Origin of the sequence: Geomonas limicola, assembly GCF_014193675.1 — a bacterium.
GTDB lineage: Bacteria > Desulfobacterota > Desulfuromonadia > Geobacterales > Geobacteraceae > Geomonas > Geomonas limicola.
The window spans coordinates 772,987-793,206 of record NZ_BLXZ01000001.1; the positions used below are offsets into that span (position 1 = coordinate 772,987).

General features: G+C 61.2%; 12 protein-coding genes and 1 tRNA gene. 5 read left to right on the forward strand and 8 right to left on the reverse strand.

What is annotated here, in order from left to right; translation table 11 throughout:
* Positions 1-36: 36 nt before the first annotated feature.
* The 3 genes from H7688_RS03205 to H7688_RS03215 all read right to left on the reverse strand — a co-directional run bounded on the left by H7688_RS03205 (position 37) and on the right by H7688_RS03215 (position 5,075).
* Positions 37-2,907 (reverse strand): PAS domain S-box protein, encoded by a 2,871-nt coding sequence (locus H7688_RS03205; protein ID WP_183359573.1) that lies wholly within the window; start codon positions 2,905-2,907, stop codon positions 37-39.
* A 42-nt stretch (positions 2,908-2,949) separates the two neighbouring features.
* On the reverse strand, positions 2,950-3,120 hold the full coding sequence (locus H7688_RS03210) for a hypothetical protein (RefSeq protein WP_183359574.1): 171 nt from the start codon (positions 3,118-3,120) through the stop codon (positions 2,950-2,952).
* 344 nt (positions 3,121-3,464) lie between these two features.
* Positions 3,465-5,075, reverse strand: a complete 1,611-nt coding sequence (locus H7688_RS03215; RefSeq protein WP_246329693.1) for a methyl-accepting chemotaxis protein — start codon at positions 5,073-5,075, stop codon at positions 3,465-3,467.
* 344 nt (positions 5,076-5,419) lie between these two features.
* Between H7688_RS03215 and otsB the strand changes: the two genes are divergently transcribed.
* The 4 genes from otsB (at position 5,420) to H7688_RS03235 (ending at position 12,033) form a co-directional block, all read left to right on the forward strand.
* Positions 5,420-6,178 (forward strand): trehalose-phosphatase, encoded by a 759-nt coding sequence (gene otsB, locus H7688_RS03220; RefSeq protein ID WP_183359575.1) that lies wholly within the window; start codon positions 5,420-5,422, stop codon positions 6,176-6,178.
* Positions 6,179-6,579: 401 nt separating this feature from the next.
* Complete coding sequence (locus H7688_RS03225; protein WP_183359576.1) at positions 6,580-9,108, forward strand: MBG domain-containing protein; 2,529 nt, start codon at positions 6,580-6,582, stop codon at positions 9,106-9,108.
* Positions 9,109-9,136: 28 nt separating this feature from the next.
* A complete protein-coding gene (locus H7688_RS03230; RefSeq protein ID WP_183359577.1) occupies positions 9,137-9,724 on the forward strand; it encodes a hypothetical protein in 588 nt (195 codons plus the stop codon).
* A gap of 620 nt (positions 9,725-10,344) precedes the next feature.
* Positions 10,345-12,033, forward strand: a complete 1,689-nt coding sequence (locus H7688_RS03235; RefSeq protein WP_183359578.1) for an immunoglobulin domain-containing protein — start codon at positions 10,345-10,347, stop codon at positions 12,031-12,033.
* 229 nt (positions 12,034-12,262) lie between these two features.
* Here H7688_RS03235 and H7688_RS03240 read toward each other — a convergent pair.
* The 4 genes from H7688_RS03240 to truD all read right to left on the reverse strand — a co-directional run bounded on the left by H7688_RS03240 (position 12,263) and on the right by truD (position 15,805).
* Positions 12,263-12,337: transfer RNA gene (locus tag H7688_RS03240), tRNA-Gln, on the reverse strand.
* Between the two features lie 9 nt (positions 12,338-12,346).
* Entirely contained in the window at positions 12,347-13,189 is an 843-nt protein-coding gene (gene ispE / locus H7688_RS03245; protein WP_183359579.1) for a 4-(cytidine 5'-diphospho)-2-C-methyl-D-erythritol kinase, read from the reverse strand.
* Between the two features lie 120 nt (positions 13,190-13,309).
* Positions 13,310-14,524: a putative nucleotidyltransferase substrate binding domain-containing protein gene (locus H7688_RS03250; protein WP_183359580.1), complete on the reverse strand. Its 1,215-nt coding sequence runs from the start codon at positions 14,522-14,524 to the stop codon at positions 13,310-13,312.
* A gap of 27 nt (positions 14,525-14,551) precedes the next feature.
* Positions 14,552-15,805: a tRNA pseudouridine(13) synthase TruD gene (gene truD, locus H7688_RS03255; protein ID WP_183359745.1), complete on the reverse strand. Its 1,254-nt coding sequence runs from the start codon at positions 15,803-15,805 to the stop codon at positions 14,552-14,554.
* Between the two features lie 627 nt (positions 15,806-16,432).
* On the opposite strand from truD, the gene H7688_RS03260 reads away from it, so the two are divergent.
* The gene (locus tag H7688_RS03260; protein ID WP_183359581.1) at positions 16,433-19,399 is read left to right on the forward strand and encodes an NAD-glutamate dehydrogenase domain-containing protein; all 2,967 of its coding nucleotides are present in this window, start codon (positions 16,433-16,435) and stop codon (positions 19,397-19,399) included.
* 87 nt (positions 19,400-19,486) lie between these two features.
* Here the strand turns inward: H7688_RS03260 and trmB are convergent, their stop codons facing one another.
* Positions 19,487-20,161 carry a tRNA (guanosine(46)-N7)-methyltransferase TrmB gene (trmB, locus tag H7688_RS03265; RefSeq protein WP_183359582.1) on the reverse strand — a complete coding sequence of 225 codons (675 nt, stop codon included), beginning with the start codon at positions 20,159-20,161 and terminating at the stop codon, positions 19,487-19,489.
* Positions 20,162-20,220: the final 59 nt, after the last annotated feature.

A 20,220-nucleotide genomic window follows, 5' to 3' on the forward strand; every position in this document is an offset into this window, starting at 1 on the left:
TTCGCGCGGCGCCACCGATCGGCCCACCGCCGGGCATCACTCCAGGAGTTCGCGCAGTTTCCTCAACAGGAGCGCCGGCGAGACCGGCTTCTCGAGGAGATGCAGCCCCTGCATGGCCAGTCCCGACTTGTTGATGATGTCGTAGGTGTACCCGCTGATGAAGAGCGCCTTGACGTCGCTGCGCAACTTGCGGATCTCGTTGAAGGCCTCCCAGCCGTTCTTGCGCGGCATGATCACGTCGAGCACCAGCATGTCGATGGCAACCCCCCGTTCGCGGAAGGTCTTGATACCGTCGGCACCGTCCACCGCCTCGATGACCTGGTACCCGTGGTGCACCAGGACTTCACGGAACAGGGACCTCACCTCGGCATCGTCCTCGACCAAAAGGATCGTCTCACCCCTCCCCTGGTGCAGGTTTTCAGTGGGGGCCACGGCCGCCTGCACGGTGCCGCGCGCCAACGGGAGGTAGATCCAGAAGGTCGTCCCGACGCCCGGCTCGCTGACCACGTTGATGAAACCGTTGTGCTGCTTCACGATGCCGAACACGATGGAGAGGCCAAGCCCCGTCCCCTTGCCGACCTCTTTGGTGGTGAAAAACGGTTCGAAGATCTTTTCCAGCGTTCCGGCCCCCATCCCGCAACCGCTGTCCGTAATCGACAGGATGGCGTAATCGCCGCTTTTGCCGTACCCCTGCGTTTGAATGAACTCCTCGCTCACCGATGCCCTGCCGGTCGCAACGGTGAGGCGCCCCATGCCCGCCATGGCATCACGTGCGTTGCCGATCAGGTTGAAGAGCACCTGCTCGAGCTGCCCCTGGTCCGCCTGAACCAGGGTCATCTCCCGACAAAGCTCGAGGCGCAACTCGATGTTCTCTCCCAGGATGGGAGGGAAAAACTTCTCGGCATCTTTTATCAACTGGTTCAGATCGAGGAGTACCGGGTTGAGGTCCTGCTTCCTGCTGTAGGCCAAAAGGCCTCGGGTCAGATCAGCTGCCCGCTCTGCAGAGGTGACCAGCAGGTCGAGGTACCCGGTCAACTGTGCGGACAGACCGGCCTCCGACTTGATCAGGGAGCCGTACCCGATGATGGCGGTGAGCCGGTTGTTGAAATCGTGGGCGATCCCTCCGGTCAGGGTGGCAAGCGCCTCCACCCTCTGCGAGTTGCGCAGATGGTTCTCTACCCGGCGCTGCATGGTGATATCCCGGAAGTTCAGCACGATGCCGGCCACCCGGTCCCCGATGAGGTGGGGACAGGCCACCCGCTCCACGATCCTGCCGTCGATGAACTCCATGAGTATGGTCGACAACTGTTCCGGATGCGCCATCTGCTCGGTCAGCTGTTGCTGAAAGCCGATCGGATCCTTTATTTCCTGGAGCACCTGGTCCAGCATGGCCTGGTACCCCTGCGCCAAAACCGAGTCGGGAATCCCCATGAGATCAGGATACTTCCGGTTGTACATCACCACCTGTTTCTCAAGGTCGAGCACCAGGATCCCGTCGACGATCGATTCGAGCGTCGCGGAGAGGATGGAGAGCGCCTGCTGGTTCTTCTCCTCGAACTGCTTGCGCTCCGAGATGTCCCTGATAAAGGAACAGACCAGCCCCCTGCCGTGGTACATGAGCAGGCTCGAACTGACCTCGATGGGGATGCGCCTCCCCTTGCGGTCCAGCGCCAGCAGCTCGGTAGACTGGGGCCCCTCGTCCTCGAGGAGGTTCCAGCGCTTTTGCCAGAATTCCGGCGTGTATTCGGGGACCAGGTCGAAAATGGTGAGTGTCGCGACTTCCTCCGGCGTCGCGGAAAAGATGCGGCAGAGGCTTTCGTTGGCAAAGACCAGGTTGCCGTCTTGCGCCACCCAGCCGATGCCGTCGGGAGACCACTCGACGCTGTAGCGGGTGAAGCGCAGTTCCTCCTCGGCCAGGCGACGCTGCGAGATGTCACGGGCGATGCCGGTCGTTCCGACGATCTCGCCACGGGCACCGAAGATCGGCGTCTTGATGGTTTCCAGCCATACCAGCCCCCCGGTGCCGGCCAGCTGTTCTTCGACCTGCCTGCTGCGGCCGCTTTTCATCACCTCGAGGTCATCGGTTCGGTAGGCTTCGGCGAGTTCCCGGGGCCAGATATCGAGATCGGAAAGCCCAACCAGCTCTTCGGGAGTGCGGGAGCAGGCGTCGGCAAAGGCCCGGTTCACCGCCAGGAACCGACCCTCACGATCCTTGATCCAGGCCATGTCCGGGATGTTGTTGAGGATCGCCTTCATCTTCCAGTCGCGCATCTCCAGGGCCCGGGCGCTTTCGTTTCTCAGGCGCATGAAGAACAGCGAAAAGCAGATGAAGAGGACGTTGAGCAGCACGCAGCTTATGACGACCTGCGTCTTGAGGTTGTTGTAGAGCTCGAATATCTCGCTCTTCTTCATGCCGACGTAGATGGCGCCGATCACCTGGCCGGTACGGTCCTTCAGGGGATCATAGGCGGTGTAGTACGGCTCGCCGAATAGGAGCGCTTCTCCCAGGTAGCGCTCTCCCCTTTTGAAGAGGGCATCGTGGGGCGGACCGATGAGCTTGGTGCCCAGGGCGCGCCGGCCGTCGGCGGTGGGCACGTTGGTGGCGACCCGGACGTCGCCGTGGAAGATGGTCGCCGTCCCCCCGAAAACCTCCCGTACCCGGTCGGGTAAAGTATTGTCGCCGCTGAGCTGATAGCTGCCGACCCAGAGCTTGCCGTCGTGGACACTGAAGGAATTGCCTTTCTCCAGGAGCAGGACCCTGAAGGCCTTCAGCCGCTCCTCCTGCTCATGCTGAGCGTCGGTGACCGCGTGACGGTACAACTGCGAGAGAAAAAGCACCGTCGATGACGTTATGGCAACGACCACGACAAGGGCATTGATCAGCGGATAGCGCAATCGGAATTTCATTTCATCTCCGCATTGAATTAGGATGGATCAATCCGCGTCATTTCAAGATAAGAGCACAGCAGAAAGCTCTATAGCTGTCTTTTGTACTGGATTCAAGAAAAATGTATACAGCGGAAGTACCGGTAACATCGGGTTTTCTTCAGAAATGTTTAGCGAAGAATAAGAGTGCAAAGCTTCATGAACAGCATCAATTTCAGCAACAGGGGGAGACATGTTTCCTCCTAGGAAAAAGCGAAGGACGCTCAACAAGCCTCACACATAATGAGTGATTCTCCCTACAATGCCAGCGGCACCCTACGAGTCGTGCATAGGAAAGCATTAAGATTGAGAACGAACTCAAGCATGGGCGAAATTCAGCACCTGCGTCAAAAAGATGTACTCGGGCTACCTGCGAAAGAGAGGGGACGGTGGGGAAACTACCAGGTGAGCTGAGGAGGTTTGCAGGGATGCCCATAAGCCCCCCGCCATCTTGGGCAAGGGTGACGAAGGGATTTCCCGGAGGAGCTCGGTGGGGACACGGAGGGGACGGCAGCTCCCCCCCGTGGGCCTGCACCTTCTTACAACCTGAACCGGCTCACCAGCTGCTTGAGATCCTGGGCCTGGGCGGCGAGCGTCCCGGCCGATGCCGCGGTCTCCTCGGCACCGCGGGCGGTCTCTTGGACCACCTCAGAGATCTGCAGGATGTTGCTGGTGACCTCGCCGGTGGTCGCCGTCTGCTCTTCGGCCGCCGTGGCAATCTGGCTTACCTGCAGGGAGACCTCGTTGATGCTGTTGAGGATCATCTCCAGCGCCTCTTCCGAGCGAGAGGAGGCCGCCGCCCCTTTCTCGACTTCCAGCACCCCCTCTTCCATGGTGCAGACCGCCGTCCTGGTCTCTCCCTGGATCGCCCGGATCATCTCCCCGATCTCGCGCGTCGCCTTCGTGGTGCGCTCCGCAAGGGCACGGACCTCGTCGGCCACCACGGCAAAACCGCGCCCCTGGTCGCCCGCCCTGGCAGCCTCGATGGCAGCGTTAAGCGCCAAAAGGTTGGTCTGATCGGCGATGTCTTCGATGGTCCCGACGATGGCACCGATCTGGTCGGAACGGGTGCCGAGAGCCTCGATGCTGACCGAGGTCGCCCGTACCCGCTCGGCGATGACCCCCATGCCGACGATGGTCTCCTCCACGATGGCGGCCCCGGCCTGGGCCGCCTGGGCCGAACGCGCAGATGCCTCGGCCGCCACCGTGCAGTTGCGCGCGATGTCGCCGCTGGTCGCCGCCATCTCCTCGCTGGCGGTCGCCACGGTATTGGACTGGGCAACGGTCTCCTCAGCGCCGGTGGCGATCTGGTCCGAGGTCGAGCGCAGCTGCCCCGAGGCGGTGGCAACCGAGCCCGAGATGTCGATGATCTGCGACACCATCTGGCGCAGGTTTCCAACCATCTCGGCGAGGGCACCAAGGATCATGCCGACCTCGTCCTTACTGTCGCTACGCACCTCGCGGGAGAGATCGCCCGCGGCCACCGCCTTGGTGATCTCCACGGCATAGTTGATCTGCCTGAGCACGGCGCGGCTCACCGTGAGACAGATCCCGCCGACAACGAGGGCGATGAGCAACGTGCCGGCCAAGGAAAGGAACATGGCGCTGCGCTTGATCCCCAACGCCTCTTTGGCCATGGAGCGTCCCTGTTCGATGTTGAAATCGATGTGGCCGTCGAAGGCCTTGCCGACCTCGGTAAGAATCTTCTGGTTGGCCATGAGCAGGTCGCGCGCCTCGGTCTTTTTCCCCTGCCGGGAGAGGGCCAGGACCTGGTCCCGGATCGCGACGTACTTGGCGAGCGAATCCCGGTCCACCGCCAAAAGGAGCTTGTCCTTGTCGTTGGAAAGGTCTTCTTTCTCGTACTTCTTCAGTGATTCCTCGACGGTCACGGTGTTTTCGACGATCTTTTTCTCCAGCCTGGCCATCTCGGCCGGGTCGGTCTGCGCTACGTGCTGCCAGACGCTGACCCGGATGGTGGTGAGCGCATTGACCGCGTTGGTAAGTTCGTCAAGACTGGGAACCGTATTGATGTTGGCGTAGTTTGCCGCCTCGAAAACTTTCCCCGTCTGGACTTGGCTCATACCCGCGAGCATGATGAGGCCGAGCAGTACGGCGACAAAGATGATCTGCATCTTTCTTGCTATGGTCATTGCGATACTCCTGGAAGGTGTCCCCGCTGCACCGAGGTCCCGAGGTTAAGGCCAGAAAAGGTTCTAGCGTGTACCAGATCGTATCGGCAGGGGCAGGAAAACCTTGAGCGAATGGTCATTGCATACTCCTGTAATCACTAGTTGAATTCGAGAGTAGGATCACACCGGATGGGGGAAGTAAGACGGAACAGATCGTGCGCCGGCGTAATCGGTCCGCCGGATTCCTGTCCAGCCCGCAGCCTGGTATTCGGGAATTTTGACTCCAGAGCTTCCCCTCCCCCCAACGACGCAAACGCGGTATGATCGTGGTTAGTTGCCACCCTGTCCTAACGGGAGATCCGCCGATGCCGATCCGCTACCTTTTCGACCAACAGGGCCTTGACGACCTGGCCCGGTTCAGCACCCCACGCACCTTGTTCGCCTTCGACCTCGACGGGACGCTGGCGCCCATCAAGGTCCACGCCAGCGAGGTGAAGCTCGCCCCCGAACTCTCGGCAGCCCTTGAACGCCTGGACCAGATCGCCAGCGTCTGTGTCCTCACTGGCCGTTCGCGCAAGGATGCCTTGGCCATACTAAACCTGGACCTGCGCCTGGTCCTCGGCAACCACGGCTGCGAGTGGCCTCCCGAGGTGCGTCCCCGAAACCAGCGCTACCTGGAGATTACCGGGGCCTGGAGAGAGCTTCTGGAGAGAGGTTTTGCACAAGAGAGCGGAGTTGAGATCGAATACAAAGGCGAGACGCTGACGATCCACTACCGTGGGGCACCTGATCCGGAGGGGGCACGGGTGCGTATCGAAAAGGTGGTGGGAGAGCTCATTCCGGCGCCGCGCGTCATCGGCGGGAAGTTCGTCATGAACCTCTTGCCCAGGGAGGCGGAGACCAAGGGAATTGCACTGGTCGAGGCCATGGAATTTCTGGGAGCAGGTCAGGCAATTTACCTGGGCGACGACGTGACCGACGAGGACGTCTTCACGATGTCCCTTCCGAACCTTTTGGGGGTGCACATCGGCCAGGAACCCTGGACCGCCGCCTCACACTACCTCGAGAGCCAGTCCGAGATGACCTCCCTCGTCCAGACCATGGTGCGACTTCTCGGGGGATGACCGGACCTCGTGTAACGGGAGCATCGGGCAATTTGAAAAGGGCCAACTTTTAGTTGGCCCTTTTTGTATCTGTGGCAGGCGACAGGCGCAACCTGAGCCAGGGTTCTGTGCACACCGCGAGCACCTCCTGCCCAAACTTGGCACTTCCGGGAACCCACAAACATTAACACCCGTTAAATCTCGCCCAGTTCCACTGGCACGACCGATGCGAACAGGATTAAAGGTTCCACACCTTTAACGCGTCGGTCATGTTCCCCGTATTGATCCGCGCTTCAAATATCCTGCAACCGAGACTACCCAGTCGTTGTCCCGAGGTAAGCCAGCCACCTCTACCGTCGTGGGCTGTTGAGAAGGTACGGGGAGCCCTGCGACGCGAGACGCAATCTGCAAGGAGGTACACCATGATACGAAGCCTGCTCCTAACATCCTGGTTACTGTTACTGATGCCACTTTGCGCAACCGCCGCCACGATCACCCTGCCCAAAACGGGGCAGACACTCTGTTACGACGCGAGCGGCCCTATCGACTGCGCCAACACCGGGCTCGATGGAGAAACGCAGATCGGGGCGGACTGGCCTTCCCCCCGTTTCACGGACAATCAAAACGGCACGGTCACCGACAACCTCACCGGTCTCATCTGGCTCAAGGATGCGGTCTGCGCAGCGATCAACCCCCCTCCCCCCAACCCGAGCCAGGGCCTGCAAGGAGGGTGGAACTGGACTGCCGCGCTCGTCGCCGCGAAGGGGCTGCAAAGCGGCAAGTGCGGACTCAGCGACGGATCGGTCGCCGGCACCTGGCGGGTTCCCAACGTGAACGAATTCGAGAGCCTGATGGATCTTTCCCAGGCGAACCCGCCCTTGCCTGCGAACCACCCGTTCACCAACCTCCCGTACCCCTGGCCCATTTACTGGACCTCCACCATCACGGCGGACTACTTTCCCGGCATCAACGCCATCGGCGCCGACATGTACACCGGAACCATCCAGGGGGACGACAAGGCCAACCTGAAATACATCTGGCCCGTGAAAGGCGAATCCACCACCCTGGCCAAGACCGGGCAACACGGGTGTTGGGATGCCAACGGCGAGGTGACCCCGTGCAACGGCAGCGGGTCGGACGGCGATCTGCAAAAAGGGGTAGCCATCCCCTATCCCCGTTTTTACGACAATGGCAACGGCACCACGACCGACTCCCTCACCGGACTGATCTGGCCCAGAAACGCGGGGTGCTTCAGCAACATATCCTCGCAGCAGCAGGCACTCAGCTTCGCGAACAACCTGGCGAACGGCGAGTGCGATTTAAGCGACGGCTCGCAGCCAGGTGACTGGCGCCTGCCGAACCGTAAGGAAATGCGCAGCCTGACCAACTACGTGGGCGGCTGGCTGCAGGAATTTGTCAACGCTCCCAACCACGGCTGGTACTGGACGTCCGATTCCTTTCCCGTCCCCAGCTCCACCGCCGACACCTGGATGGTGAAGTCCCAGGGGCTGGACTGGCTCAAGAGCACGCTGCTGACCTATCAGCAACTCCCCCCGTACTTCGCGCTTCCGGTACGCGGCGCCCTCAAGGTGCAGCGCATAACCTTCCACGACCCCACCATTATCAGCTACGGGGATCCACCCTTGAACCTGAGCTCCATCACCACGGGAGGCGGATCGGGCAACCCGGTGATCTTCACCCTGGTAAGCGGCCCCGCCACCTTGAACGGCACGACCTTGACCTTCACCGGTGGGGGAAACGTCGTCGTGAAGGCATCCCAGGCGGGGAACGCCGTGTACTACCCTGCGGCTGCCACGCCCCACACCTTTGCCGTGGCGAGTCCTTCCGGAGCCGTGGTCATCACCCCCGCCGACTTGACCCGAACCTACGACGGGACCCCCAAGGCGGTCACCGCCACAACGTATCCCCCTGGCTTGCGCGTGGTCTTCAGCTATGCCGGAAGCCCCACCCCCCCGACCAACGCGGGGAGTTACCTGGTCGAGGCAACCATCGACGATACTTCCCACCAGGGGAGCGCACGCGCGACCCTGGTCATCGGCAAGGCAGTCGGCACCCTGACCTTGAGCGGACTGAGCCAGGTCTATGACGGCGCCGAGAAACGACCTACCGCAACGACGGTTCCCGCAGGGGGGAGCGTCGTCTTCAGCTACGCCGGCAGTACCACGGCTCCCATCAACGCGGGGAGCTATCCCGTCGTCGCGACGATTAACGATCCCAACTTCCAGTCCGGCAGCGCGAGCGGCACCTTGATCATCGCCAAGGCACCCTGCAGCATCACGCTCAGCGGGCTGAGCCAGGTCTCCGACGGGACCCGGAAAACGGTTACCGCGACAACCGATCCTGCCGGAAAAACCGTCAGCATCAGCTACACGCCGGAGAACCCGGTCGAAGTAGGGACCTATACCGTCCTGGCAACCGTCTCGGACGACAACTACGTCGGGAGTGCCAGCGGCACCCTCACGCTGAGCGCCCCAAGCCCCCCGAGCAGTTTCCTGGTAACCGGCAGCGTCCCCGGCGGTAACGGCAGCATCTCCTGCACCTCGCCGGTGCCGTACGGGACCAACGCGCTCTGCACGGTGACCCCGGCATCCGGGTACCACCTCTTCGCCCTGACAGACAACGGTATCGACCAGCTTGCCGCCGCTTCCGGTGGAACCTATGTCATTTCCGGTGTCATTGCCAACCACACCGTCAGTGTTGTCTTCGCTCGGCCGGACGGCATCCTGAACCAGGCAGACGGCAAGACGACAGCCGATATCGGCGACGCGGTGACCCTTTGGAGCCTGGTGCGGGCAGAAACAGCGAACAGCAATGCCAGTCTTGCGCACGGCGACATCGCTCCGCTTGGTGCTGACGGGAAACCCATGGGAGATGGCAAGCTGGACATCTACGACGTCATCGGGCTTTTGAGACTGGTGGTGGGGTTATGACAAGGGAAAACAAGCTCTGGAGGACACCATGAAACGCATTGAACGGTTCAGCGCACTTCTGTTCATTCTGGTGCTTGGCCTGCTTGCCGGGTGTGGCGGCGGGTCATCCGCGCCAGCGTCACCCCCGGCAACGACCACGACCACCACAACACCCCCGACGACGCCGACGACACCCGCAACGCCGCAAACCTCGCAGGTCTCGACCAAGGCAACCGTCAAGCTGAGCACCCAGGGGGTCTTGCCTCAGGGAGCCCTGCTCTCCGGGCTCGCGGTCACCATCCAGCTGCCGTCGGGGACGACCATCGCCACCGATGCCAGCACCTCCGTCGCCACCGGTGAGGTGAGCGTTTCCGGGGTCGCTGCCCAGGCGGGAGGTAGCGTGATGTTGCCGCCGGTGTACGCCCCGGCAACTGCCACAACACCGGCCACGCTCCAGATCATCATCGCCGGCAACTTCGGCGTCGGTGAATTCGCAACGTTCAGCTGCAGCACCGCCCCGGGAAGCACCCTCCCCAGCAGCTCCAACCTGAGCGCCATATCCTTCACGCCGACCGATCAGCAACTCCGGCCGGTAACCGGTCTCAGCGCAGGGGTAAGCGTGACGCTGCTCCAGTGACCTCAAAGAAAGCCCTGCAGAGGGCTTCGAACATCTTCTGGTCAGGGAACGCGTCTGGTTGAAGCGGGAAAGGACAGCCGAAGGATTGCCTCAGACGACGAAAGGTCGGGGGAAAAGATCACCATTTCGAGGTCAGTAGCAGAACACTTCGAACCGGAGGGAAACCGCCTCCGAAGAGACGAAGGCCCTTGGCGCACTGCCAAGGGCCTTTTTTGTGCACTGTTGCAACGAAAGCATGCGACCCATGGCGTAGCCTTCCCTGTAAAAAACTCCGACATCACCTGTCGGCATTGTTTACACCCCCAAAGTTACTGTCATAGAAATTCAGGAACTTACAATCGCGTCTCTAACGGCATACGGCTTGCAATTTTTTAACTTTTTGGTGAGTCCAGAACTCTCAACAGAGAAATGGTGAAAAGTATGTGATGTTAGCTTGAACAGTAAAATTAGCAACAACTCCCGGGGCAGGTTGTCACAAGCACTCGGAAATAAAATCTGAAAAAGGAGAGCCATACAATGCACACTATCCGGAAAGTTTGATTAGCGTAAGGCTCATGAGCCAATGATACAGGCCGCTCTTTTCCTTCAGCTAAACGCTACACCACATCAAGGAGGCTGTCATGCGGATCACCACCAAGTTAATCCTGCTATGCTGCATTCTTGCTTCTTGCTTTTCGCCATTGTTAGGCTGCAGTAGCTCAGATCCTACACCCGTCACGGTCACCTCCACCGCTCCACAGTTTACTACCCATCCGACGAACGCATCAGTGACCGCACCGAACACGGCAACCTTCACCGTTGCAGTTACCGGAACCCCGACGCCGACCCTGAAGTGGCAACTCAGCACTGACGGCGGGTCGACGTGGGGCGACATAAACGGTGCGACCTCAACCTCGTATACCACTGCTGCCACGACGAGTGGGAACAATGGCCACAAGTACCGGGCAGTGGCAACAAATAGCGCCTCCAGCGTCACGAGCAATGTGGCGACCCTTACCGTAGCCAATCCCGCCGCCTGGGGCGCCGCACCCAACCTCAGGTTTGCCGACGGCACCAGCAACCTGAACGCTGTGTATGTGGATTTCGCGCTGAATTCGACGGGAGACGCCATGGCCGTCTTCGTCCAGAATGACGGTACCAATGACAACCTGTTGGCCAACCGCTACACCGTTTCCGATGGATGGGGCACTCCACAGTTGATCGAGACGAGTTCGGCAAACGTGCAGGCAAGTATCAATCCAGTTGAGGGACCACGGGTCGCAATCAATGCCAGCGGTTCCGCAGTCGCGGTATGGGCGCAAAATGATGGCTCAGGCAACATCGGAATCTGGGCCAACAGTTATACCGTTGCCGGCGGTTGGAAAACTGCCCAGTTGATCGATACGACCGATGTGAACCCCGGCCGCCACTCCGACGTCCCCCAGGTAGGCATCGACGGCAACGGCAATGCCATTGCGGTCTGGCATAAGTATGACGGGACCTTGAGAAGTGTCTGGGCAAACCAGATGTCCAGTAACGGCACCTGGGGAAGTCCCTTCAAGCTGGAAAACAATGATACTGATCCCGCCGTCTACCCCAGTATTGCAATGAACGCAGCCGGACAGGCCGTAGTGACCTGGACCTGGACCGACGCAACACAGGTGAACTACGGGCTCGTTGCGGCGCGGTACTATAACGGAAGCAGCTGGGGCACGGTTCAGACTATAGCCACCGGTACGGATACTACGGGAAGCATTCAGAAATGTTCGGTCGGGATCGACCCGAATGGGATTGCTCTTGCCGTATGGCCGCAGATGGAGGGAGGCGTACTGAAGATCAAGGCAAACCGCTACTCCGGTGGATGGGGAAGTCCCCAGAATGTAAGCGCAGGCACCGAGCACGCCTTAGATGTCGATATCGCCATGAACGCCTCCGGCAGTGCCGTTGCTGTTTTCCTGCAATATTCTTCCTCTACGCCCAACGTCTATGCAAGCCGCTATCTGCCCGGCAGTGGGTGGGATACGGCGGTTTCCGTGGAAAGTTTTGCCGACCAGGCAGCGATCTCTCCCAGAGCAGCGATAGATAGCAACGGCAATTCCTTTGCCTTGATGGGAAGGATCATGAATGCGAGTGCAGGACGCCTGAGGGCGAACCGTGCACCGGTCGGCAGTTCCTGGGGGAGCGATGTGAGTGTTGACGGAGTCTCGTACACAGGGGCCCCCATGAGTTGGCGCATTGCGGCTGACGGCAGCGGAAGGGCAATGGCGCTTTGGGTCCAGGAGGGGCCTAACGGTGCGTTCAACCGCGTCTACTTCAACCGGTACGAATAGTTTCCTCACGTTTGGCACAAGGTGAGATGAACCTCGACCGAAGGGGCTACAGCAAACGTAGCCCCTTCTTCTATTCGGGAAGCTCCCTATCTGTTGGGTCCCCATCTGTGACAGGTTCTCGTGATGTCGCTCTGTACGTGTCTCCCCTCGTTAGGCCTAATACTGCGCACCAGCACGTCCAGAAAACACAAAAGGCACCTACCCTGGAAAGGTAGGTGCCTTCTGAATGTGGCAGGGGCGACAGGGATCGAACCTGTGAATGCCGGAATCAAAATCCGGTGCCTTACCGCTTGGCGACGCCCCTATTCAAATGTTAAATGTTGCGAACGGCGGCGGTGAACCAGCCGTACTCCTCGGCAAGCTCGGCTGCCGCCTGCTTGGCCGTCCTCTCGTCAGCAAAGAGCCCGAAAACGGTGGAACCGCTGCCGGACATCAAAACGCCCCGCGCACCGGCGGCACTCAAAAGCTCTTTCAACTCGCCGACTTTCGGGTACCTGCCGATGGTAACCGGCTCGAGATCATTGGAGAGTACGCCACAGATCTCGTCGAGGCTCCCGTAGGAGCTGGAAACTTTAACGGGTTCACTTTTGTTTGTCAATCTCAAATTTTGGTACACCCAGCCGGTGGAGACGTGGATGCCGGGGTTCACCAATACCACCCAGACCTCGGGCACCCGCTCCAACGCAGTGAGCAGGTTGCCGATCCCCTCGGCAAGCGCGGGTCTCTTGAAGATGAAGAAGGGAACGTCGGCTCCCAGCCTCACCCCGATCTCCATGAGTTTCTCGTCGCTCAACCCCAGTCCAAGCAGGTCATTCACTCCCATGAGCACGGTGGCGGCGTCGGAGCTGCCGCCTCCCAGTCCGGCGCCCACCGGGATATGCTTGGTGATGGCGATGTCGATGCCGACGTCCCTGCCGGAGAGCTTAACGAGTGCGTCGGCCGCGCGCCAGGCTATGTTCGCCGGTCCGTCCGGAACGCCGCCACCGTCGCAGGTGACCCGCACGCCCGGGGTGTCGCTCAGGACGATCTGGACGTCGTCGTTCAAATCGACCCGTTGCATCAGCATGCGCAGATCGTGGTAGCCGTCCGGTCTCTTGCCAAGAACGTCCAGCCGGTAGTTCACCTTGGCGGGCGCCTTCAACTGCAGTTTCTTCACTATCTTCTCCCCTTTTTCATCACCTTGCCGCGGTGCTGCATCCCGCCAGACCACCTTTGGCAAAGGGTGACTCTCCAACTGCACCGGATAAGGCTGCGCCGGTGGTTAGCGATTCTCTGGTCACTTGCCTCGGCGCGGCCCGGAACTCTCCTTACCCAAAAACCGGCAGCGCAGCAGGCGCTGCAGTTGCCGCACCGATTCGAACGCTTCCTTTAGCCGCTCGCGATCCGTCTCGGCGAGCGCGGCGGGGCTCAGGTAGGGATGTTCGAGTGCAATCTCGCGACGCACCTTGAACCCCGCCAGCACATGGTAGGCGGCGCTGAAGCGCTCGGCCTGTGCCACGGTAAGTCCCCCCAAGGTGGCCAACGCGGCGATCCGGTCCAGGGTCGGGCCGGACTCGAGGCCGTGCCGGGCCGCCAGGAGGCGCACCGCTTCCACCAGCGGCTGCAAGCCACCTTTTTCGGGATTGAGGTGGCCGGCATGCTCGCCCGTCTTCTCGACCCGCAGCCCCCCCATGATACCGAGCGCCACCGGCTGCTCGACCACGCCACGCGCCAGTTCGAGCATCTCCTCGCTGTCCCGGCTGCGCGTCAGGAAGACGCGGGCAAGCCGCACGGCATCGGCGCCGATGGACTCGTCGCCGCAGACGACACGCAGGTCGGCGATGGTCTCCAACCGGTTCGGCTGATCGGGGGGCTGGACCTCGCAGCTGAGGTAGTGGGCCCACTTTTCCAGCGAACCACGCCAGAGCGCCTTGCCCAGAAAGGCCCCCTCTTTGCCGATCAGGCCATACTGGTCGAGAATGGCGATGATCCGGTAGGCGAAGGGCTCGAAGTAGCCGGTGTCGTCCTCGTCCTTCCAGACCAGCACACAGCGGTCGCTCTCCTCAAGCGTCTGCTCGCGGCGTCCCAGGCTCCCGGACGCCAGGAGCGCAAAAGGTGCCGGCGCATGCCCCAGGTCGTTGAGTTCGGGCCCTTCTTCGGCAAACTGCAACACGCGGCGCAACACGCCGTCACGCCAGGCGTTACAGAACCCCTGGAAGGCGATCACCGAGCCGCGCCGCACGTAGTAGGCGGCAACCAGACGCTCGAAGCGGTTCAACAAGGGGGGGAGTTGGTCGAGATACTCCGCGTGCCACAGTTCGGAGAGCACCCTGCCGAAGGACGCGGATGCTCCCTCCTCGAAGGCCAGCTCCTCGGCAACCCAGGCCTTGAGATCCTCAATCGCCTCGAGGGTCTGCTCCGGGGTAAGCTGGCGGGTCCGCTCGAAGAGACTTTTTCTTGCCCCGGTCACGAGTTCCGCGTCGCTGTTTATTTCCTCTGGAAAAGCCGGCACATGGACACCTGGTAAAGGGGTGGCTGGTTAGGAGCTGTGATCGAGTCGCTGCTCGGATTTCATGATCTCGCTCATGACGCAGGTAGCGTAGGAACCGCGCGGGAGCGCAAAGGAGATGAGCAGGTCGCCCCCCTCCTCGACAGCCTCGACGCCGCTCAGCGGCACCCGCAGGGGACGCCGTTCGCCTTCCATACGCAAGCCGCCGCTAAGATCGAAACTGGTGAGGCTCAGCCCTTCGGCCGCAAGGAGTTCCTGCTCCAGTTCGCCCTGGGCCCCGGTCGCCTGCAGCATGGTGCAGCCGAACATGGGACCGGTGGGAGAGATCTCGAAGCTGCCGGCCCGCGGCGCCTCGGCTGCGGCGTCCTCGGCCTTGAAGCAGGCGCCGTTGGCGTGTTTGAAGGCGACGTCCCCTGGTTCCACCACGTCCAGCCGGTCCAGGCGCGCCTCTACCACGCGGTCGAAGAGCGAGGACTGGAAGGCGGAGAGGTAGAGGCGCTTCAGCCTGGGCTGCACCGCGTGAAAGGCCCGGGTGAAATCGTCGGGGCGCTGCAGCAACCGGCTGATGATGTCGCGCTCGGTCCGGCAGTAGCCGGGAAAGAGTTCCAGGCTCTGCGCCAGGTCGCCGCGCCGGTAGGCTTCGATCCCCTCGCGCCAGCGTTCGTCGCTCACCTGCCGAGGGTCGCCAATGAGGATGGCGGTCGCCTCCCGGTAATCACCGCGCAGCATGGCGGCACCGATAACGTGCGAGTTCCCCTGGACGCCGTAGCGCTGGGAGCCGAAGCGGTTGGGAACGCCGCGTTTCTCGAGGATGGCGAGGGTCTGCTGCGCGCGCTCCAGGGCGTCCGGTTCGACGGCGCGCACCCGGATCCGGAAGCGGTTTCCCTTAAGGTGGCCAAGCCTCAGCTTGTTGCCGTGCTTGGCGGCGTTCACCACACGAAGTCCCGGGATGTCGAGGGCAAGCACCTTGTCGGGGCTCACTCGCGGGATGGAGACGTACTGCCGGGTGATGCCGACCGAGTCCTTCATCCCCGCATAGCCCAGGTCGCGCTCCGGGACCCCGAGTGCCTTGGCGAGGCGGCGCAGCATCTCGAGCGTGGTGATGCCGCGTTTCTCGATCCAGGCGAAGCAGTGCTCCCCCTCCCCACTGGGAAGGTACGCAGGGACCTCCTCGACCTCGAAATCCTCGGGACTTCCCTTGATGCTTCCGCCGGTTCCCGGTACCTCCGCGGTCAGATATCGCTGCACCCGTCCTCCCCTTGCTGCCGATTTGAACCGCCGCATCATACCTGCTACGGTGTTCTCTTTCAAGGATTTCCTTAGAGTTACTCAACTGGCTTTTGAGCAAAGAAGACTGAACGAACGTCGGTACCTGACTGTCAAGGTTTGCAGCGGCACACCGAAAAGAGGGTAAACAGCTGTCAAAGCATTTTTTCCACGGAGCCACAAGCACGCGGAGAGACCACCTGAGACATCGTAGCTGCAAAATATGCTGTTACGATGTGTAGTGACACTAAAATCTGAACTGCTTGAGAACGGTTCACCCCGATGGCCCACGCGGGACGGGCCGCAAAAGGTGGAACGGAACTCTCTTCGGATAGCCTGTTGCGCCACCAAGACAGGGCAGGCACGCAGAGCGACAGAAACAACGGCGATAAAAGGACTTAGATCTCCTCACTGAGCCTAGTGCAGTGGGTGTTCTCCGCGAACTCCGTATCTCCGTGGCGTAATCCCTGGTCTTATAGTCAGCACACCTCACAACGTCAGTTTACTTGAGCCGATTGGAAGGGAGAGGGAGTTTGCTGTGAGTAAACTTTTTTGCCATCTAAATAAAATTAGTGTAAACAAGATCTGAAAACCACTGCTATACTGTCGCGCAGCATAGCTAACACGTCCGGAAAGGGGTACATCATGGGTAGCACGGCAGCAACGAGCAAGGACAGGCACGCCGAAATCGTCGCCAATCGGAAATGGCTCAAAGAGCAGCTCAATCCCTACTTCTTCACCGCCATGCAGGACGAACCGGAAGCACTCAAGCTCCTGGAGCGTGAGCTCGGTTCGCTCCAGCACAACCGCCGGCTGATCCTGACGGACCGCCAAAAGACCCTGGTCCTCGCCCGTGTCAACGCTCCGGGTTCGCTCTACGATACGCTGCGCAACTTCCCGGACATGGAAATCTCCTACGCCATGATCTCTCATTCGGAGGGGGAACTGCCGGGGATGGGGCGCTCGCTGGAGATCCAGCGCTTCGAGTTCGACCGCAAGACCAACGGCGACGTGTTGGGATGGAAGGACGTCGAGATCCCGCCGAAGATCTCCCGCGAGGTGGCACGGGACCTCAGGAAGCACTACCCCGAGTTCGACATGAAGGAACTGGACCGGCTGCTGCGCATCCTGTGGCTCAACAACGAAAACTACGTAAGAGTATCCTCGCCGCTCAGGGTGGCGCAGGTGCTCCAGCTCTTCCAGAAGGCCGGACGCAGCGGCGGCATCTACCTCTACGTGGAGCCGACCATCAATCCCCTGGAGTCTCGGGTGCACTTCGCGGTGGGCAACCCGCCCCAGAAGGAGTTCCTGCTCCAGCTCATGGAGGTGTTCAACCGCCTGGACCTGGGGGTGAACCGCGCCTACTGCCTCACCATCTCAAACGGCGTGCACCCCTACTTCCTGGGGACCTTCTACGTCAGACGCCGCTCCGGCGAGATCCTGGAACCGGGCTCCGAGCTGTACACCCGCCTGCAGCAGGAACTCTACAACTCGCAGATCGTCGCCACCAAGGGGTACACCTACCGCGAGTTCGTGACCACCGGCGTCATGACCGGCGAGGAGGCGACCCTCACCAACGCCTTCATCGCCTTTTGCCACAGTAACCTCGCGCACAACCGCCCGGACCGCTTCGGTCTGGACGACGTGCAGAACGCCTTCCACCTGCACCCGGAGATGGCCCTGCAACTGGTGAAGCTGTTCCGGGCACGCTTCGACCCCGCTATCGAGAACCGCGACCAGGTCTACCCGGCCGTCCTGGAGGAGACCACCCGCGCGGTCACCGGCTACAATACCGGCCACCGCTACCTGGACGAGGTGCGCCGCGCCATCTACCGCTGCTGCCTGATCTTCATCAGCCACACCCTGAAGACCAACTTCTTCGTGCTGGAGAAGCAGGCACTCGCCTTCAGGCTGGATCCCGCGTACCTGAAGGAGCTGGGGCCCGAGTTCACCTCGGACCTGCCGGCCGCCACCCCCTTCCGGGTCACCTTCTTCTTCAGCCGCTTCGGCTTTGGCTACCACATCGGCTTCTCCGATATCGCCCGCGGCGGCTGGCGTACCGTCATCGCCCGCAACTCGGACGATTTCATCACCAACGCGAACACCATCTTCCGCGAGAACTTCGTACTGGCGCACACCCAGCACCTGAAAAACAAGGACATCTACGAGGGGGGCTCCAAGCTGGTGGTGATCCTCGACTCGGCCGACCTGCAGCGAAGCGGCGAACGGAACATGGAGAACTGGCGCCTCTACAAGCTGCAGCATGGTGTGACCAACGCCTTCCTGGACATCTTCGTGACCGAGGACGGGGTCGCCAAGAACCCTAAGGTGGTGGACTACTACCGCGAGGACGAGCCGATCGAATTGGGGCCGGACGAGAACATGCACGACCTGATGATCGAGAACATCGCCCGCATCTCCAAGCGGCGCGGCTACATCCTCGGTATCGGCATCATGTCCAGCAAGGGGGTGGGGATCAACCACAAGGAGTACGGGGTCACCTCGGCCGGGGTGGTCAAGTTCGCCGAGATCACCATGAAGGAACTGGGGATCGACATCTATAAGGATGCCTTCTCGCTGAAGCTGACCGGCGGCCCCAACGGCGACGTGGCCGGCAACGCGCTGCGCATCCTTTTGGAGCGTTCCCCCAAGGTGGCGGTGCGCCTGATCCTGGATGGAACCGCGGCCCTCTACGATCCGCAGGGGGCTGACCGTGGCGAACTGGCCAACGTAGTCCTCAAGGCCGACCTGGATGCCTTCAGCCCCGAGGCGCTCCACCCGGGCGGCTTCATGATCTTTAGAAGCGGCAGCCGGCGCGAAGGGTTCCGCGAACTGTACCGCAAGGTGAGCCGCGGCGAGAAGGGGCTCATCGAGGAGTGGCTTTCCACGGACGAGTTCTCCCGGGCCTACGCGAGCCTGCCGTTCAGCGTCGAGGCGGACCTGTTCATCCCGGCGGGGGGACGTCCGGAGACCATCGACAAGGACAACTGGAGCAACTACCTGAAGGCCGACGGCACCCCCTCTGCACCGGCGATCATCGAGGGGGCCAACTCGTTCATCACCCCCGAGGCGCGCATCCAGCTCCAGAAGAAGGGGGTCATCATCATGCGCGACGCCTCGGCCAACAAGTGCGGGGTGATCTCCTCCTCTTACGAGATCATCGCGAACCTGCTGTTGTCCGAGGACGAGTTCCTGTCCGAGAAAGAGCGTTACGTGAAGGACGTGCTGCAGATCCTGGAGCAGCGGGCGGCGGACGAGGCACGACTCATCCTGAAGCGGCGCCGCGAGAACCTGGGCGCCTTGTGCACCGAGATCTCCGATTCGCTCAGTAGCGAGATCAACGAGCACTACGCGATGATTTACCGGTTCTTCCAGAACCGCCCGCAGCTCTGCCTGCAGCCCATCTACCGTCGGGCGATCCTGGCGCACCTTCCCAAGATGCTGCGCGAGGAGCCGAGGTTCGCGCGGCGCATCAAGAACCTGCCGACCAAGTACCTCTTCGCCATCCTGGCCGCGGAGATCGGTTCGTCGCTGGTCTACCGCGGCGACAAAGAGGCGGACTTCGAGGCGACCATCAAGGGTCACCTGTTGCGAACCTTCCCGGAAGCGTAAGGGGATTGCACAAAACTCAAAGAGGGGATCGCTTTCGGCGACCCCCTCTTTTTTGTAGCTACCCATCCTGACGGCGACTTTGCGTCCCTAGGCTGCCTGCTCGGCGTTCCCCTCCTTCGGGTTGGCTGCGGCGGCCGCTTTGCACACCTTGTAGTGCACGAAGTAGATCTCCTTCCCCTCGGCCATGAACTTGCGCATGTACTTGGAACGGTGATACCCGGGGAAGTCGTGCCGGTACAGGTCCGGGGCGAACTGGTTGGTGAGCCCTGCGACATCGGGGAGGAAGTTGGCCACGTCCTCGCCGTAATCGACAAAATCGGTCGCGAAATAGAAGTCGGCACCGTCATGGAGGTACTGGAGCAGGAACTCGACGAACTCCTGCTGCACCAGGCGCCGTTTGCGGTGACGCTTCTTGGGCCAGGGATCGGGGCAGTTGATGTAGATCGCCGAGAGGCTCTCCTTGGCGATCCGCTCGGTGATGAACCCACGCGCCTCGTCGCGCAACACGCGCACGTTGGTCACGCCGTGGCGGTCCAGGCGCCGGCAGGTCTTGTAGCACCCCTTGTTGTAGAAATCGATGGCGATGAAGTTGGTCTCGGGCTTCTCCAGTGCGGTCTGCAGCATGAAGTCGCCAACCCCGCAGCCGATTTCCAGGGCCAAGGGCCGGTCGTTGCCGAAGACGGCGGCCCAGTCCGGCTGGCTGGGGAGATCTTCGAGTTTAAGGTAGTTCGGTGATTCGATCTGAATGAAAGATTGCGTCATCTGTCCCTCGTACTGAAATTTTCGGGCGTCACCATAGCACAGCTTGTGCCCGTCGGTGA

Coding starts and splice junctions, on each gene's coding strand:
- H7688_RS03230 (WP_183359577.1), top strand. CDS start 9,137: ATGAAACGCATTGAACGGTTCAGCGCACTTCTGTTCATTCTGGTGCTT.
- trmB (WP_183359582.1), bottom strand. CDS start 20,161: ATGACGCAATCTTTCATTCAGATCGAATCACCGAACTACCTTAAACTC.
- H7688_RS03235 (WP_183359578.1), top strand. CDS start 10,345: ATGCGGATCACCACCAAGTTAATCCTGCTATGCTGCATTCTTGCTTCT.
- H7688_RS03205 (WP_183359573.1), bottom strand. CDS start 2,907: ATGAAATTCCGATTGCGCTATCCGCTGATCAATGCCCTTGTCGTGGTC.
- H7688_RS03210 (WP_183359574.1), bottom strand. CDS start 3,120: ATGTCTCCCCCTGTTGCTGAAATTGATGCTGTTCATGAAGCTTTGCAC.
- H7688_RS03215 (WP_246329693.1), bottom strand. CDS start 5,075: ATGACCATAGCAAGAAAGATGCAGATCATCTTTGTCGCCGTACTGCTC.
- H7688_RS03260 (WP_183359581.1), top strand. CDS start 16,433: ATGGGTAGCACGGCAGCAACGAGCAAGGACAGGCACGCCGAAATCGTC.
- truD (WP_183359745.1), bottom strand. CDS start 15,805: ATGCGGCGGTTCAAATCGGCAGCAAGGGGAGGACGGGTGCAGCGATAT.
- H7688_RS03225 (WP_183359576.1), top strand. CDS start 6,580: ATGATACGAAGCCTGCTCCTAACATCCTGGTTACTGTTACTGATGCCA.
- otsB (WP_183359575.1), top strand. CDS start 5,420: ATGCCGATCCGCTACCTTTTCGACCAACAGGGCCTTGACGACCTGGCC.